The sequence below is a fragment of the Candidatus Binatia bacterium genome, from assembly GCA_036563615.1.
Lineage (GTDB): Bacteria > Desulfobacterota > Binatia > UBA12015 > UBA12015 > DATCMB01.
In genome coordinates, this window is the sequence record DATCMB010000022.1 from 513984 (window position 1) to 529963 (window position 15980).

At 70.1% G+C, this 15980-nt stretch carries 9 protein-coding genes; 6 read left to right on the forward strand and 3 right to left on the reverse strand.

Features of this window, described 5'->3' with window-relative positions; all coding sequences use genetic code 11:
• Positions 1-91 precede the first annotated feature (91 nt).
• On the reverse strand, positions 92-946 hold the full coding sequence (locus VIS07_20840; protein ID HEY8517966.1) for a 3-keto-5-aminohexanoate cleavage protein: 855 nt from the start codon (positions 944-946) through the stop codon (positions 92-94).
• Between the two features lie 136 nt (positions 947-1082).
• Here VIS07_20840 and pyrR point away from each other — a divergent pair, with 136 nt between their 5' ends.
• The 6 genes from pyrR (at position 1083) to recG (ending at position 11260) form a co-directional block, all read left to right on the forward strand.
• Positions 1083-1694 carry a bifunctional pyr operon transcriptional regulator/uracil phosphoribosyltransferase PyrR gene (pyrR, locus tag VIS07_20845; protein ID HEY8517967.1) on the forward strand — a complete coding sequence of 204 codons (612 nt, stop codon included), beginning with the start codon at positions 1083-1085 and terminating at the stop codon, positions 1692-1694.
• A 9-nt stretch (positions 1695-1703) separates the two neighbouring features.
• Complete coding sequence (locus VIS07_20850; GenBank protein ID HEY8517968.1) at positions 1704-2687, forward strand: aspartate carbamoyltransferase catalytic subunit; 984 nt, start codon at positions 1704-1706, stop codon at positions 2685-2687.
• Positions 2688-2709: 22 nt separating this feature from the next.
• The gene (locus tag VIS07_20855; protein ID HEY8517969.1) at positions 2710-4065 is read left to right on the forward strand and encodes a dihydroorotase; all 1356 of its coding nucleotides are present in this window, start codon (positions 2710-2712) and stop codon (positions 4063-4065) included.
• Positions 4062-5219: a glutamine-hydrolyzing carbamoyl-phosphate synthase small subunit gene (carA, locus tag VIS07_20860; GenBank protein ID HEY8517970.1), complete on the forward strand. Its 1158-nt coding sequence runs from the start codon at positions 4062-4064 to the stop codon at positions 5217-5219. The genes VIS07_20855 and carA overlap by 4 nt, the downstream gene beginning before the upstream one ends.
• 4 nt (positions 5220-5223) lie before the next feature.
• On the forward strand, positions 5224-8472 hold the full coding sequence (carB, locus tag VIS07_20865) for a carbamoyl-phosphate synthase large subunit (protein HEY8517971.1): 3249 nt from the start codon (positions 5224-5226) through the stop codon (positions 8470-8472).
• Between the two features lie 124 nt (positions 8473-8596).
• Positions 8597-11260, forward strand: coding sequence for an ATP-dependent DNA helicase RecG (gene recG / locus VIS07_20870; GenBank protein ID HEY8517972.1), 2664 nt, complete (start codon positions 8597-8599; stop codon positions 11258-11260).
• 59 nt (positions 11261-11319) lie between these two features.
• On the opposite strand, the gene VIS07_20875 is transcribed toward recG, so the two are convergent.
• Both VIS07_20875 and VIS07_20880 read right to left on the reverse strand, forming a co-directional pair.
• Positions 11320-13758, reverse strand: coding sequence for a sodium-translocating pyrophosphatase (locus tag VIS07_20875; GenBank protein ID HEY8517973.1), 2439 nt, complete (start codon positions 13756-13758; stop codon positions 11320-11322).
• Between the two features lie 374 nt (positions 13759-14132).
• Positions 14133-15932 carry a SulP family inorganic anion transporter gene (locus VIS07_20880; protein HEY8517974.1) on the reverse strand — a complete coding sequence of 600 codons (1800 nt, stop codon included), beginning with the start codon at positions 15930-15932 and terminating at the stop codon, positions 14133-14135.
• Positions 15933-15980: the final 48 nt, after the last annotated feature.

The window sequence follows — 15980 nt, forward strand, 5'->3', positions numbered from 1 at the left end:
GCGTCGCGCCACGAGCTGACGCCAGACCCGCGGGCCGCGCTCGGCGTCGCGTCGGCGCTGGCGGGCTCGCAGTTGCCCCGTCGGCCACGCCTCAGGCGCCGGTCAGGCGGCGCGCGTCGGCGGGCGTCGCGATCTCGCGTCCGAGCCGGCGCGCGAGCGCGGCGACCTCGCGCACGCGCTCGACGTTGCCGCGCGCGGGATCGCTCGCGTCGTCCTCGAGCCCGACCCGGACGTGGCCGCCGCGGCGGATCGCGTGCTCCGCGATCGGCAGCACGTCGCCGCCGTAGCAGGCGACCATCCACGGGAAGCTCGCGCCACGGAGCAGCTCGACGTAGGCGTCGACGAACGCCGGCTCGGGCGGGAAGCCGAAGGGCAGGACGCTCCCGCCGAACATGAAGCGCACCACCGCCGGACGCAGCCCTGGGAACTCCGGCAGCAGCAGCAGCAGCTGGCGCACGAAGCCCGGCTCGTAGGCGGCAACGCTGGGCGCGAGCCCGTGCCGCTCGCAGAGCGCGAGCGCGTGGCGGCTGTCCTCGACCGGATTGACGTAGGCGAAGCCGCGCGGCGCGAGGCGACCGTCCGCGCAGCGGATCAGGTAGACCGTGCCGGTGTCGACCGGGGCCCAGTCGAGCAAGCCCTCGGCGCCGAGCGCATCGACGTGGCGAAAGCGCGCCACCGGGTCGCCGGTCGAGAACGACATCGACGGGTAGACGAGCAGGCCGTCGCAGCGCAGCTCGGCGAAGATCTCGCGGTGCGCGTCGGCGTCGTCGAACGCCCAGCCGCCGTCGGGCTTGCGGCCGTGGACGTGGATCACCGAAGCGCCTTCCGCGGCGCACGCGCGGGCGTCGGCGACGATCTCCTCTTTGGTGATCGGCACCCGCGGGTGCTCGTCGCGCGTCGTCGCGCCATTGACGGCGACCTCGATGATCAGCGGTGGCAGCGACATGCGGGCCTCCTTCCGCGCAGACCCGGCGCACCTTCGGACGCTGCGGGCAGCACGCAATTGACATCCCGTGTCCCGGGCGGTACCCGAGAGAGCGCACCTTTTAAGTCGAATCCAGCGAGGTTCGGAAAGGTCATGAATGAGAGCGTCATCCAACGATCACCCTAGCCGCATCGTGCTCGATGCGGCGGGCATCGGTCGTGCTCTCGCCCGCATCGCCCACGAGGTCGTCGAGCGCAACAAGGGCGTTGCCGACCTGGGCATCATCGGGATCCGCTCGCGCGGCGATCACCTCGCGCGCCGCCTGCAGGGCGAGATCAAGAAGCTCGAGGGCGAGGAGGTGCCGTTCGGCGCGATGGACATCACGCTCTATCGCGACGACATCAACCGCGGCGCCGACCACCCGGTGATCAAGAGCACGGAGATCCCGTGGGAAGTCGACGGCAAGACCATTTTGCTGGTCGACGACGTGCTGTTCACCGGACGCACGATCCGAGCTGCGCTTGACGCGCTCATGGACTTCGGCCGGCCGCGCGCGATCCAGCTCGCCGTGCTGGTCGACCGCGGCCATCGCGAGCTGCCGATCCGCGCCGACTACGTCGGCAAGAACCTCCCGACCCAGCACTCGGAGAAGGTGCAGGTACGCCTGCGCGAGGACGACGGCATCGACGAGGTGGCGATCCTGCCGCCACCGGCCGCGACCTCGGCGAACGAGACGCGCGCGGGCGCGCGCCCGGCGCGGAGGGCATGAGCGATGGCCATGCTGTTCGAGCGACGTCACCTGCTCGGGCTCGAGGGCCTGAGCGCCGAGGAGATCACCTTCCTGCTCGACACCGCGGAATCGTTCAAGGAGGTCTCGGAGCGCGAGATCAAGAAGGTGCCGACGCTGCGCGGTCGCACCGTGGTCAACCTCTTCTACGAAGCGAGCACACGCACGCGGACGTCCTTCGAGATCGCCGCCAAGCGCCTGTCCGCGGACACGATCAACCTGTCGGCCAACGTCTCGTCGGCGAGCAAGGGGGAGACGCTGACCGACACCGCGCGCAACCTCGCCGCGATGCGCCCGGACGCGATCGTGGTGCGCCATCCCTCGGCGGGCGCGCCGCACCTGCTCGCGCGTCACGTCGACTGCCCGATCATCAACGCGGGCGACGGCGCGCACGAGCACCCCACGCAGGCGCTGCTCGACCTGCTGACGATCCGCTCGCACAAGGGACAAATCGCAGGCTTGACGGTGGCGATCGTCGGCGACCTGCTGCACAGCCGGGTCGCGCGCTCGAACCTGTTCGGCCTGCGGACGATGGGCGCGCGGGTGCGCTTCGTCGGCCCGCCGACGCTCGTGCCGCGCCACTTCGCGGAGCTCGGCGCCGAGCTGGTCTACGACCTGCACGAGGGGCTGCGCGACGTCGACGTCATCATGATGCTGCGCATCCAGCGCGAGCGCATGAACGGCCGCTACTTCTCGTCGCTCGACGAGTACTCGCGGCTCTACTGCCTGTCGGTCGACGCGGTGGCGCGCGCGCGCAAGGACGTGATCATCCTGCACCCGGGACCGATGAACCGCGGCGTCGAGATCTCGAGCACGGTTGCCGACGGTCCGTACTCGGTCATCATGGACCAGGTGACGAACGGTCTCGCGGTGCGCATGGCGACGCTCTACGTGCTGGTCGGCAAGCGGCGCGAGGTCGAGGTCGTCGAGAACGAGGCTGCGCCGCCGCTGCGTCGCGCGGCCGCGGCCGAGTAGGCCGGGGAGCGAGCGGGACGGCATGGCTAGAGTGGAGCAGATCGGGAGCGATCGGCTCGTGATCGCCGGCGGCACGGTCGTCGATCCGGTGAAGCGGACGCAGCGCCGCGCCGACGTGCTGGTGCGCGACGGCAAGATCGCCGCGATCGAGCCGCAGCTCTCCGGCAAGGTGAAGGACGCGACGGTGATCGACGCGACCGGGCTGCTCGTCACGCCCGGGCTGGTCGACATGCACGTCCACCTGCGCGAGCCCGGCTACGAGTACAAGGAGACGATCGCGACCGGCACGCGCGCTGCGGTGACCGGCGGCGTGACCTCCGTCGCCTGCATGGCGAACACGCGTCCGGTGAACGATTGCCCGGCGGTGACGCGCTACATCCTCGAGCGCGCCGAGGCGGCGGCGCTGGCGCGCGTCTACCCGATCGGCGCCGTCTCGGTCGGGCTCGCCGGCGAGCAGCTCGCCGAGTACGCGGGCATGCACGAAGCCGGCATCGTCGCGGTGTCGGACGACGGCATGCCGGTCATGGACGCGGAGCTCATGCGGCGCGCGCTCGAGTGCGCCCGCATGTTCGACATGCCGGTGATCGATCACGCGGAGGACCGCACGCTCGCCGCGGGCGGCGTCATGCACGAGGGCGCGGTCGCGCTGCGGCTCGGGCTGCGCGGCATCCCGTCGGCCGCGGAGGACGTCATGGTGGGACGCGACGTCGCGCTCGCGGGCCTCACCGGCGGCCACCTGCACATCGCGCACATCTCGAGCGCGACCGCGGTCGAGATGGTGCGCCAGGCGCGCGCGTCCGGCATCCACGTCACCGCCGAGGTGTCGCCGCACCACCTCTGGCTCACGCACGAGGCGGTCGAGGGCTACAACACCAACGCCAAGATGGCGCCGCCGCTGCGCAGCGAGGAAGACCGTCAAGCGCTGCGCGCGGCGCTCGCCGACGGCACGATCGACGCGATCGCGACCGACCACGCGCCGCACCACAAGGACGAGAAGGACGTCGAGTTCGACCACGCCGCGAACGGCGTCGTGGGGCTCGAGACGCTGCTGCCCTTGACGCTGCGTCTCGTCGAAGACGGGCTCCTCGACTTGCCCACCGCGATCGCGAAGATTACCTCCGAGCCGGCGCGGATCCTGCGCTTGCCGGTGGGCCGCATCGAGGTCGGTGTCCCGGCCGATCTCGCCATCATCGATCCCAAGTACGAATGGGTGGTGAGCAGCGCGACGCTGCGCACCAAGAGCAAGAACACCGCTTTCGAGGGCTGGACCATGCGCGGTCGCGCGCTGGTCACGCTCGTCGACGGGCGCGTGGTCCACGACGAGCGCGCAACCGGCCCCGAGGTCGCGAGCGCCCGAGGAGCGGAAGCACGACAGTGACGCAGACGACGAACCGGACGGAGACCGCGGATCGCAAGCCAGCGCTGCTGGCGCTTGCCGACGGTACGACGTTCCGCGGTCTCGCGTTCGGCGCCGACGGCGAGGCCAGCGGGGAGGTGGTGTTCAACACCGCCATGTCGGGCTACCAGGAGATCCTCACCGATCCGTCGTACGAGGGCCAGCTGGTCGCGATGACGTACCCCGAGATCGGCAACGTGGGCGTCAACGCGGCCGACGTCGAGGCGGCGAAGCCGCACGTGCGCGGCTTCATCGTCCGCGAGTACTGGCCCGAGCCGTCGAGCTGGCGCGCCGAGGAGACGCTCTCGGAGTACATGGCGCGCCACGGCGTGGTCGGCATCCAGTGCATCGACACGCGCGCGCTGGTGCGCCACCTGCGCACCGCCGGCGCGCAGCAGGGCATCATCTCGACGCACGACCTCGACCCCGTGTCGCTCGTGCGCCGCGCGCAGGCGCTGCCGAGCCTCGAGGGGCAGGACCTCGTCTCGGTCGTCACGTGCAAGGAGCCGTACGACTGGGAGGAGGGACGCTGGCAGTTCGGCGAGGGCTACGTCCGCCGCAAGGACCTCGAGCACTTCGTCGTCGCCTACGACTACGGCTTGAAGCGCAACATCCTGCGCAACCTGGTCGACGTCGGCTGCCGGGTGCGCGTGGTCCCGGCGACGACCAGCGCCGAAGAGGTGCTGGCGATGAAGCCGGATGGCGTCTTCCTCTCGAACGGCCCCGGCGACCCCGACGCGGTCACCTACGCCAAGGAGGAGGTGCGCAAGCTGATCGGCCAGGTGCCGCTGTTCGGCATCTGCCTCGGCCACCAGATCCTCGGCCTCGCGCTCGGCGGCCGCACCTACAAGCTCAAGTTCGGCCACCACGGCGCGAACCAGCCCGTCAAGGACCTCGCCACCGGCAAGGTCGAGATCACCTCGCAGAACCACGGCTTCGCGGTCGACACCGAATCGCTGCGTGGCACCGCCGAGCTGACCCACGTCAATCTCAACGACGGCACCGTCGAGGGCCTGCGCCACGAGCGCTTGCCGCTGTTCTCGGTGCAGTACCACCCCGAGGCCTCGCCCGGTCCGCGCGAGTCCGCCTACCTGTTCAAGCGCTTCGTCGAGATGATCGAGCGCGAGTCGAAGTGACGCCATGCCGAGACGCGACGACATCAAGTCCATCCTGCTCATCGGCTCGGGTCCGATCGTCATCGGCCAGGCGTGCGAGTTCGACTACTCGGGAGCGCAGGCGTGCAAGGCGCTGCGCGAGGAGGGCTACCGCGTCATCCTCGTGAACTCGAACCCGGCGACGATCATGACGGATCCGGAGTTCGCCGACGCGACCTACATCGAGCCAGTGACCGCCGAGATCCTCGAGCTGATCATCGCCCGCGAGCGCCCGGACGCGCTGCTGCCGACGATCGGCGGCCAGACCGGGCTCAACCTCGCGCTCGAGCTCGCCGAGGCGGGCGTCCTCGAGAAGTACGGCGTCGAGATGATCGCCGCGAACCCGGCCGCCATCAAGAAGGCCGAGGACCGCGACCTGTTCAAGGAGGCGATGCTGCGCATCGGCCTCGAGGTGCCGCGCTCGGGCATCGCGCGCTCGCTCGAGGAGGCGCGCAAGATCCGCGACGAGCTCGGCTACCCGATGATCCTGCGTCCGTCGCGCACGCTCGGCGGCATGGGCGGCGGCTTCGCGTACAGCGACGAGGACTTCGAGCAGGCCGTCAAGTGGGCGCTCGAGGCCTCGCCGCACCACGAGGTGCTGCTCGAGGAGTCGGTCGAGGGCTGGAAGGAGTTCGAGCTGGAGGTGATGCGCGACCGCATGGACAACTGTGTGGTCGTCTGCTCGATCGAGAACCTCGACCCGATGGGCGTCCACACGGGCGACTCGATCACCGTCGCGCCGATCCAGACGCTGACCGACAAGGAGTACCAGGTCATGCGCGACGCCGCGTTCGCGATCATGCGCGAGATCGGCGTCGAGACCGGCGGCTCGAACGTGCAGTTCGCGGTCGATCCAGCGACCGGGCGCATGGTCGTGATCGAGATGAATCCGCGCGTGTCGCGCAGCTCGGCGCTGGCGTCGAAGGCGACGGGCTTCCCGATCGCGAAGATCGCGGCCAAGCTGGCGGTCGGCTACACGCTCGACGAGCTGAAGAACGACATCACGCGCGAGACGCCGGCCTGCTTCGAGCCGACGATCGACTACGTGGTGACGAAGATCCCACGCTTCACCTTCGAGAAGTTCCCGCAGGCCGAGGACCGGCTGTCGTCGCAGATGAAGTCGGTCGGCGAGGTGATGGCGATCGGGCGCACCTTCAAGGAGAGCCTCGGCAAGGCGATGCGCTCGCTCGAGATCGGCATCTCGGGCTTCGACCCGACGGCCGGCACGATGCCCGACGAGCGGCTGCGCGAGCGGCTGCGGGTGCCGAACGCGCAGCGCCTGCTGCTGCTGGGCGACGCGTTCCGCCGCGGCTGGTCGATCGACGAGGTGCACGCGCTGACCCGCATCGACCGCTGGTTCTTGCGCAACATCGAGGAGATCATCCGCGCCGAGGGCAACATCGAGCGCGCCGGCCGGCGCGCGGCGGCGCACGGCGGCCTCGACGCGATCGCCGGCGAGGATCTGCTCGAGTGGAAGAAGCTCGGCTTCTCCGACCGCCGCATCGCGGAGCTGCTCGAGACGGACGAGGATTCCGTGCGCGCGCTGCGTCTGCGCCACGGCGTGACGCCGGTCTACAAGACCGTCGACACCTGCGGCGCCGAGTTCGCGGCCTACACGCCGTACCTCTACTCGACGTACGAGGACGGCGACTGCGAGGCGGCGCCGAGCGGCAAGCGCAAAATCGTCATCCTCGGCGGCGGCCCGAACCGCATCGGACAGGGCATCGAGTTCGACTACTGCTGCGTGCACGCCGCGTTCGCGCTCAAGGAGGACGGGTTCGAGACCATCATGGTCAACTGCAACCCGGAGACGGTCTCGACCGACTACGACACCTCCGACAAGCTCTACTTCGAGCCGCTGACGCTCGAGGACGTGCTCGCGATCGTCGCGCGCGAGCGGCCCGACGGCGTGATCGTCCAGTTCGGCGGTCAGACCCCGCTCAAGCTCGCGGTCGCGCTCGAGAAGGCCGGCGTGCCGATCATCGGCACGCCGCCCGACGCGATCGATCGCGCCGAGGACCGCGAGCGCTTCAAGGATCTGCTCGACCATCTCGGCCTCAAGCAGCCCGCGAACGGCACGGCGCGCTCGGTCGACGAGGCGGCGACGATCGCGGCACGCATCGGCTACCCGGTGCTGCTGCGCCCGAGCTACGTGCTCGGCGGGCGCGCGATGGAGATCGTCCGCGACGAGGAAGGGCTGCGCGACTACATGCAGCGCGCCGTCAAGGCGTCACCCGACCACCCGGTGCTGGTCGACAAGTTCCTCGACGCGGCGATCGAGCTCGACGTCGATTGCGTCGCCGACGGACACGACGTCGTGATCGGCGGGCTGATGGAGCACATCGAGCCGGCCGGCATCCACTCCGGCGACTCCGCGTGCTCGCTGCCGCCGCGCCTCGTGCCGCAGGAGGTCCAGGACGAGGTGCGCCGTCAAGCCATCGCGCTCGCGCGCGAGCTCGGCGTCGTCGGGCTGATGAACGTGCAGTTCGCGGTCAAGGATGGCGAGGTCTACGTCCTCGAGGTGAACCCGCGCGCGTCGCGCACCGTGCCGTTCGTCTCGAAGGCGATCGGCCGGCCGCTCGCGAAGATCGCGGCGCGCGTCATGGCGGGCAAGAAGCTGCGCCAGCTCGGCGTCCGGCACGAGATCGTGCCGAAGCACCTGAGCGTCAAGGAGTCGGTGTTCCCGTTCATCAAGTTCCCCGGCGTCGACACGCTGCTCGGGCCGGAGATGAAGTCGACCGGCGAGGTGATGGGCATCGACGTCGACTTCCCGCGCGCCTTCCTGAAGGCGGAGGACGGCGCGAGCAACGTCCTGCCGGCGAAGGGGACGGTCTTCCTGAGCGTGCGTCCCGAGGACAAGCAGGAGCTCACGCCGATCGCGGCGCTGCTCGCGGGCGCCGGCTTCCGCCTGATCGCGACGCGCGGCACGGCGGAGTTCCTCGTCGAGGCCGGCGTGCCGTGCGACACCATCAACAAGGTGCGCGAGGGCTCGCCGCACATCGTCGACGCGCTCAAGGCGGGCGAGGTCGACGTCGTGCTGAACACCACCTCGAGCCCCGAGTCGATCGTCGACTCGTTCTCGATCCGCCGCACGGCGCTCGAGACGCGCACGCCGTACTTCACGACCATCGCCGGCGCCGGCGCGGCCGCGCTCGCGATGGTCGAGCGCGCGCGCGGCACCATGACCGTCCGGACGCTGCAGGAGTTCCACGGCGCGCTGAAGGCGAGCGGCTAGAAGGAGTGCGGCGCAGGCTCGGAGATCCGTGCGCGCGGCGCGCGGTCGAGCGCAGGGAGCAGGGGCAGGACGCGCGGTCGGGGATGCACCCGATCACGCCGGGAGAGCGGGCTTTCGCGATGCGATGACCCCCCTCGAGGAGCTGATCGCGAGCGCCGGTCCGCCGCTGCGCTTCCTGCGCGGCGCGGACGACCTGCAGCGCGCGCGGGCGCGCCTGCCGCTGCAGGCGTGGCTCGAGCGCCTCGCCGCGCTGCGCGCGAGCGGCGACGTCGACGAGCGACGGGTCGCGGAGCTCGAGCGGCTGCTGCGCGCGGTCGCCGAGGGCGCGGCGGAGGAGCGGGGGAAGCTCGCGGAGCGCGCGCTGGCGCTGCTCGACGAGCTGCAGCGTGCGGGGGGCGACGCGGCCTCGGACGAAGGGGTTGCGTTGGAGGAACCGGCGCGCGCCGCACCGTCGCGCGCGGTGCCGCCGCGCGACGCACCGCGGGGGGCCGCGCCGCCCCGCGCCGCGGCGCCGGGCGCTGCGACGCCGCGCGATGCACGCGCCGCAGCGCGACGTCCGAGCCCCGAGGGACGACGTCCCGTCTCCGGGGCGCCACGTGCGGAGGACGTGGCGGAGCCGGTCTCCGAGACCGCGGACACCGCCCGCGCCGCGACCGTCGGCGACATCGAGCGCTGGCTGCGCACGGCCTCGGCGCCGATCACCAGCGTCGCCGGTGTCGGGCCGCAGCGCGCCGCCGAGCTCGAGCGCTTCGGCCTGCACACGGTCGAGGACCTGCTCTACCACCTGCCGTTTCGCTACGACGACCGTCGCTCGCTGCGTCGCGCGCGCGATCTCCGCCCGGGCGAGGCGGCGACCACGGTGCTCGAGATCAAGCGCGTCGAGCAGCGCCAGGTGGGGAAGGGCGGGCGGCGGCAGGTGCTGTCGGCGATCGCCGCCGACGACACCGGGATGGTCGAGCTCGTCTGGTTCAACCAGATCCGCTGGTTCCGCTCGCGGCTCAAGCCGGGCGGCCGCTGGCTGGTGCACGGCAAGGTCGAGCGCGGCTACGACGTCGCGCTGCGCATCGTGCACCCCGAGCTCGAGCCGGCCGAGGACGGCGACGGCGTCACCGCTTCGCCGCGCGTCGTGCCCGTCTACGAGAAGCCGACCACGATGCCGGCGTCGACCATGCGGCGCATCGTGCACGCGGCGCTCGACGCGGCGGCGCCGCTCGTTCCGGACGCGGTCCCGCCCGCCGTGCGCGCGCGCCACCGCCTGCTGCCGCTCGGCGAGGCGCTGCGTCGCGTGCACAGGCCGACGACGGACGCGGACGTCCCGGCGCTCTCCGCCGCGCGCTCCGCGGAGCACAAGAGCATCGTGTTCGACGAGCTGTTCTTCGTGCAGCTCGGTCTGCTCCTCCGGAAGGCGCAGGTCGCGCGCGAGGTCGGCGTCGCCTTCGACGGCCCCGGCGAGCTCACCGCGCGCATGATCGCGTCGCTGCCGTTTCCGCTCACCGCGGCGCAGCAGCGCGTGATCGAGGAGATCGCGGCGGACCAGCGCGCGCCGCACCCGATGCACCGCCTCCTGCAGGGCGACGTCGGCAGCGGCAAGACGGTGGTCGCGGTCGCGGCCGCGCTGCGCGTGATCGAGCACGGCTGGCAGGCCGCGATCATGGCGCCGACCGAGCTGCTCGCCGAGCAGCACTGGAACACGGTGCGCAACGTCGCGGGCAACCTCGGCGTCGACCTCTGGTACTTGACGGGGGAGGCGACCGCCGCCGACCGCCGCGCCGTGCTGCCGCACCTCGCGGCGGGACGGCCGGGTCTGGTGGTCGGCACGCACGCGCTGATCCAGGAGGACGTGCGCTTCGCGCGCCTCGGGCTCGCGGTGGTCGACGAGCAGCACCGCTTCGGCGTCATGCAGCGCGCGGCGCTGTCGCGCCGCACGGAGGACGGCATCGCGCCCGACGTGCTGCTGATGACCGCGACGCCGATCCCGCGCACGCTCGCGCTCAGCGTCTACGGCGACCTCGACCTGTCGTACATCGACGAGCTGCCGCCCGGCCGCAAGCCGGTCGTGACCCGCGTGTTCAGCATGGCGCAGCGCAAGCGCGCCTACGAGCTCGTGCGGCGCGAGGTCGAGGCCGGTCGTCAAGCATACATCGTCTACCCGCTGATCGAGGAGTCCGAGGCGAGCGATCTGCGCGACGCCACCTCGGGCGCCGCCGAGCTGCAGAACGAGGTCTTCCCGGATCTGCGCGTCGCGCTGGTGCACGGCCGCATGCCGTCGTCCGAGCGGGAGCGCATCATGCGCGCGTTCAAGGCGCGCGAGTTCGACGTGCTGGTGGCGACGACGGTGATCGAGGTCGGCATCGACGTGCCGAACGCGAGCGTGATCGTCGTCGAGCACGCCGAGCGCTTCGGGCTCGCGCAGCTGCACCAGCTGCGCGGCCGCGTCGGCCGCGGCAGCGACGCCGCGTACTGCCTGCTGATCGCCGACTGGGCGCAGTCGAAGGAGGCGCGCGAGCGCCTGCGGGTCATGACCGAGACCCGCGACGGCCTCAAGATCGCGGAAGCGGATCTCGCGATCCGCGGCCCGGGCGCGCTGCTCGGCACCCGGCAGGCCGGCATCCCCGACTTCCGCGTCGCGAACCTGCTGCGCGACGCGGCGATCCTGCGCGACGCGCGCAAGGCCGCCGAGGAGGTGCTGGCGCGCGACCCGGGTCTCGTGCGTCCGGAGTCGGCTGCGCTGGTGCGCGTGCTGGAGGCGCGCTGGGCGGGCCGCCTCGGGCTCGCACGCGTGGGCTGAAACGAAAGAGGGGCGAGGACTCGCGTCCCCGCCCCTCGCTTCCGGTCGTGGGTGGTGCCTTACGCCGCCCGCGCTGCGTGCGACGTGGCGGCAGCCTTATCCGACTCGATGCGCATGCCGTAGAACGAGCGGTGCGCGAAGAACAGCGAGACCACGAAGAAGCCCGCGGCGAACAGGTGGCTCGTGGTCGCGTTCATCTCGAGGGCGAGCTGCACGGCGAGAAGGCCGAACAGCGTGGTGAACTTGATGACCGGGTTCATCGCCACCGACGACGTGTCCTTGAACGGATCGCCGACGGTGTCGCCGACCACGGTCGCGGCGTGTAGCTCGGTGCCCTTCTCCTTGAGCTCCACCTCGACGAGCTTCTTCGCGTTGTCCCACGCGCCGCCGGCGTTCGCCATGAACAGCGCCTGGTAGAGGCCGAAGATCGCGATCGAGATCAGGTAGCCGACGAAGAAGAACGGATCGAGGCAGGCGAACGCGAGGGTCGAGAAGAACACCGTCAAGAAGATGTTCAGCATGCCCTTCTGGGCGTACTGGGTGCAGATCTCGACGACCCGCTTCGAATCCTGGATCGACGCCTTCTCGGTGCCCTCGAGCTTGATGTTGCGCTTGATGAACTCGACGGCTCGGTAGGCGCCGGTCACGACCGCCTGGATGGTCGCGCCGGTGAACCAGTAGATCACCGCACCGCCGACGATCATGCCGAGCAGGAAGGGCGCGTTCAGGATCGAGAGCTGCGCGACGCGCGCCGTGTCCTGCAGACCGTTGGTCAGCACCATGATGATCGAGAAGATCATCGTCGTGGCGCCGACGACCGCGGTGCCGATCAGCACCGGCTTCGCCGTCGCCTTGAAGGTGTTGCCGGCGCCGTCGTTCTCCTCGAGGTAGTGCTTGGCGCGGTCGAAGTTGGGCTCGAAGCCGAACTCGCGCTTCACCTCCTGCTTCACGTTGGGCAGGGTCTCGATGACGCTGAGCTCGTACACCGACTGCGCGTTGTCCGTCACCGGACCGTACGAGTCGACGGCGATGGTCACCGGGCCCATGCCGAGGAAGCCGAAGGCGACGAGGCCGAAGGCGAACACCGGCGCTGCGACGTGCGCTGCCTTCTCGAGGAAGAGCGGGGCGAGCCCGTCGTAGGCGACCAGGTAGGCGATCGCCATCAGGCCGGCGATCACGAGGCCCATCCAGTAGCCGCTGAAGTTGCCCGCGACGAGACCGGAGAGCACGTTCAGCGACGCGCCGCCCTCACGGGACGACACCACGACTTCCTTGACGTGCGCCGACTCGGTCGAGGTGAAGATCTTGATCGCCTCGGGGATGATCGCGCCGGCGAGCGTGCCGCAGCTGATGATGGTCGACAGGATCCACCACAGCGAGGTGTTGCCGTTGATCTCCGGGATCAGGATGGCCGACACGACGTAGGTGAGCACCACGCTGACGATCGAGGTCAGCCACACCAGGAAGGTGAGCGGCTGCTCGAAGTTCATCTTGTCGGCGTTGCCGTAGCGCGACTTCTGGATCGACTCGTTGATCAGGTACGACGCGCCGCTCGCGAGCACCATCACGATGCGCATCGCGAAGATCCAGACCAGCAGCTGGACCTGCACCACCGGCTCGTGCGCGATCGCGAGCACGATGAAGGTGATGAGCGCGACGCCCGTGACGCCGTAGGTCTCGAAGCCGTCCGCCGACGGACCGACCGAGTCGCCCGCGTTGTCGCCCGTGCAGTCGGCGATCACGCCGGGGTTACGCGCGTCGTCTTCCTTGATGTTGAAGACGATCTTCATCAGGTCGGAGCCGATGTCGGCGATCTTGGTGAAGATGCCGCCCGCGATGCGCAGCGCCGACGCGCCGAGCGACTCGCCGATCGCGAACCCGATGAAGCAGGGGCCGGCGCTCTCGGCGGGGACGAAGAGCAGGATCACGAGCATGATCAGCAGCTCGGTGCTGATCAGCACCATGCCGATGCTCATGCCGGCCTTGAGCGGGATCTCGTAGGTCGGGAACGGCTTGCCCTGCAGCGCGGCGAACGCAGCGCGCGAGTTCGCGAAGGTGTTGATGCGGATGCCGAACCACGCGACGCCGCAGCTACCGGCGATGCCGATCAAGCTGAAGATCAGGATCGTGATGACCTTGGAGGCTTCGAGGTCGCGCAGCCACCCGAAGTAGGCGACGATGATGACGCCGATGAAGACCTCGAGCAGCAAGATGAACTTGATCTGCGTGATCAGGTACGTCTTGCACGTCTCGTAGATCAGCTCGGAGATCTCGCGCATCGCGCGGTGTACGGGCAGCTTCTGAATCTGTCCGTACATCACGATCCCGAACACGAAGCCGATCAAGCTGATCAGCATGCCGACCAGCAGGACGTTGTGTCCGTTCACGCCGCCGAGGAAGTCGACGGAGCTGAAGTCCGGCAGGACGATTCGCGATTCGTCCGCGTAGGCCACGCCGGCGAGAGCCAGCGTGGAGAGCACCGTCAAGAACGCGGCCAGCAGACGCTGGCCGGCGCGGGCGGCCGACGACACACACCTGCGCCGAGAGGATGGATCCGACAACACGACCGTTCGCCTCCTTACCAATCACCGGCCGAGCGGCATCACTGCCGCGCGCACCGAAACGGGATTTCGAGGGGTTGGCCGCCCGCCGGGGGGACCACGCCAGCTCGACTCGTGCTGGCGCCGTGATCCGGCGAACGCTTCAGCGCAGCCTCGCGCTCGGACAAGGTTCGTCCGAGGCCCCCTTCGCATAGCAGACGGTGGGTCGCGCGTCGAGACTTTTCGCGGCAGGTTCGGACGCCCCAAAACGGCGTCTCGAAACCCGAAAACGAGGGCGCGTCCGCTCGCTCGGGAGGGGGAATCCGCGCGGCTCAGATCTGGTAGGTGAGGCCGCGCTCGAGAGCGACGATCTCGCGCCGCGGGCAGGTCGCGCAGCGATCCCGGATGCGCTCGTACGCGTGGCGCACGGCGAGCATCGTGCTCGTCTGCCGCACCGGCTGCTCGAGGAAGACGTTCTCCTCGCCGAGCTTCGCGGCGAGACCGCAGCGCGTCATGCACTCGTGCATCCCGAGCCGCACGCCGCACAGCACCACGTCGACGCCGCGAGCCCGGACCCGATCGGTCCAGCGGTCGAGGATCGCCATGCCCACCGCGTCGGGGTTGCGTGCACGCTTGACGCGCAGCACCACGACCCGCGTCTCGGGCGTGATGCGCGCCTCGATGGCCTCGAGGTGCTGCTCGAGGCTGACGCTCGAGCCGAAGTACATCTCGCCCTCGAGGCCGAAGATCATCAGACGGTCGCAGGCGCGGTCCGACGCGAGGCGCTCGTGGATCAGCCCGTTCGGCGCGATCACGAACTCGGTGAGCAGCATTTGCCCCGTGCGCGGCACGGTCAGCATGAACGACAAAAAGACGCCGATCAGGATGCAGAACTCGATCGAGATCGCGATCGCCGACACCGCGGTGACGATCACGATCGCGGCATCGAAACGCGAGGCGCGCAGGTGGTAGCGCAGGTCGTGCGGATTGACCATGCGCATCGCGGTCACCATGAGCAGCCCCGCCAGCGCCGAGCGCGGGATGAAGCGCGCATAGGGCGCGAACAGCATCATGATGAGCGCGATCGCGAGCGCCGAGACGACACCCGACCACTGCGTGCGCGCGCCCGCCTGCTGGTTCACCGCCGAGCGCGTGAGCGAGCCCGAGCCCGGCATGCACTGGAAGAAGCTGGCGGCGAAGTTCGCGAAGCCCTCGCTCAGGCACTGCTGGTTCAAGTCGAGCTTTTGTCCGGTCTTCGCGGCGATCGCCTTCGCCATCGCGATCGCTTCGAGCAGACCCAGGACCGCGATCGCGAGCGCGCTGCTCGAGAGCTCGCGCATCAGGTGGAAGTCCCACACCGGCCACTGCGGCGAAGGGAGCTTCGCTGGGATGTCGCCGACCACCGCAAGACCGGCCTCGTCGAAGCGGAAGATCGCGGTGAGCGCCGCCGCGGCGATGATCACCACCAGAAATTCCGGCAGCAGCGGCCAGTCGACCCGCGCCTTGAACCAGCGCAGCAGAAGGATTGCCGCGATCGAGCCGAGCCCGAACGCGAGCGTCAAGCCGTGCACGCCGCCGCCGTGGACCAGCGTCTCCCAGAAGCGGACCAGGAAGTGGTCGTGGGCGGCGCCGGCGGCTCGCAGGCCAAGCAAATTCTTCGTCTGGTCGAGGACCAGGAGCACGCTCGCGCCGGCCGTGAAGCCGACGATGACCGAGTGCGAGATGTAGCGCGTCAGGTCGCCGAGGCGCAGGAAGCTGATGCCGAGCTGGATCGCGCCGACCAGGAAGGCGACCAGCACCGTGGCTTCGAGGGGGTCGGCGCGTCCCGCGACGAAGCTGATCGCGCTCAGCAGCGCGATCGACACCGCGTTGGTCGGCCCGTTGATGAGCTGCTTCGAGGAGTCGAACACCGCGCCGACCGCGGTCATGACGATCGCGGTGTAGAGCCCGTGCTCCGCGGGCAGGCCGGCGATCATGGCGTAGGCCATCGCCTGCGGCAGGGCGACGGCGGCGACCGACAGGCCCGCGAGCACGTCGGCCCGGGCGTCCGACAGCGTGTAGTGCCGCAGAGAATCGAGGGCCGGGATCCGGCGGTAGAGAAAGCGCAACGGCGCGGGGGGCGTGGAGCTCATCGGCCAGCGGGTCCGCAGCCGGCGAGGCTAGCAGACGGTTTCGCTCCG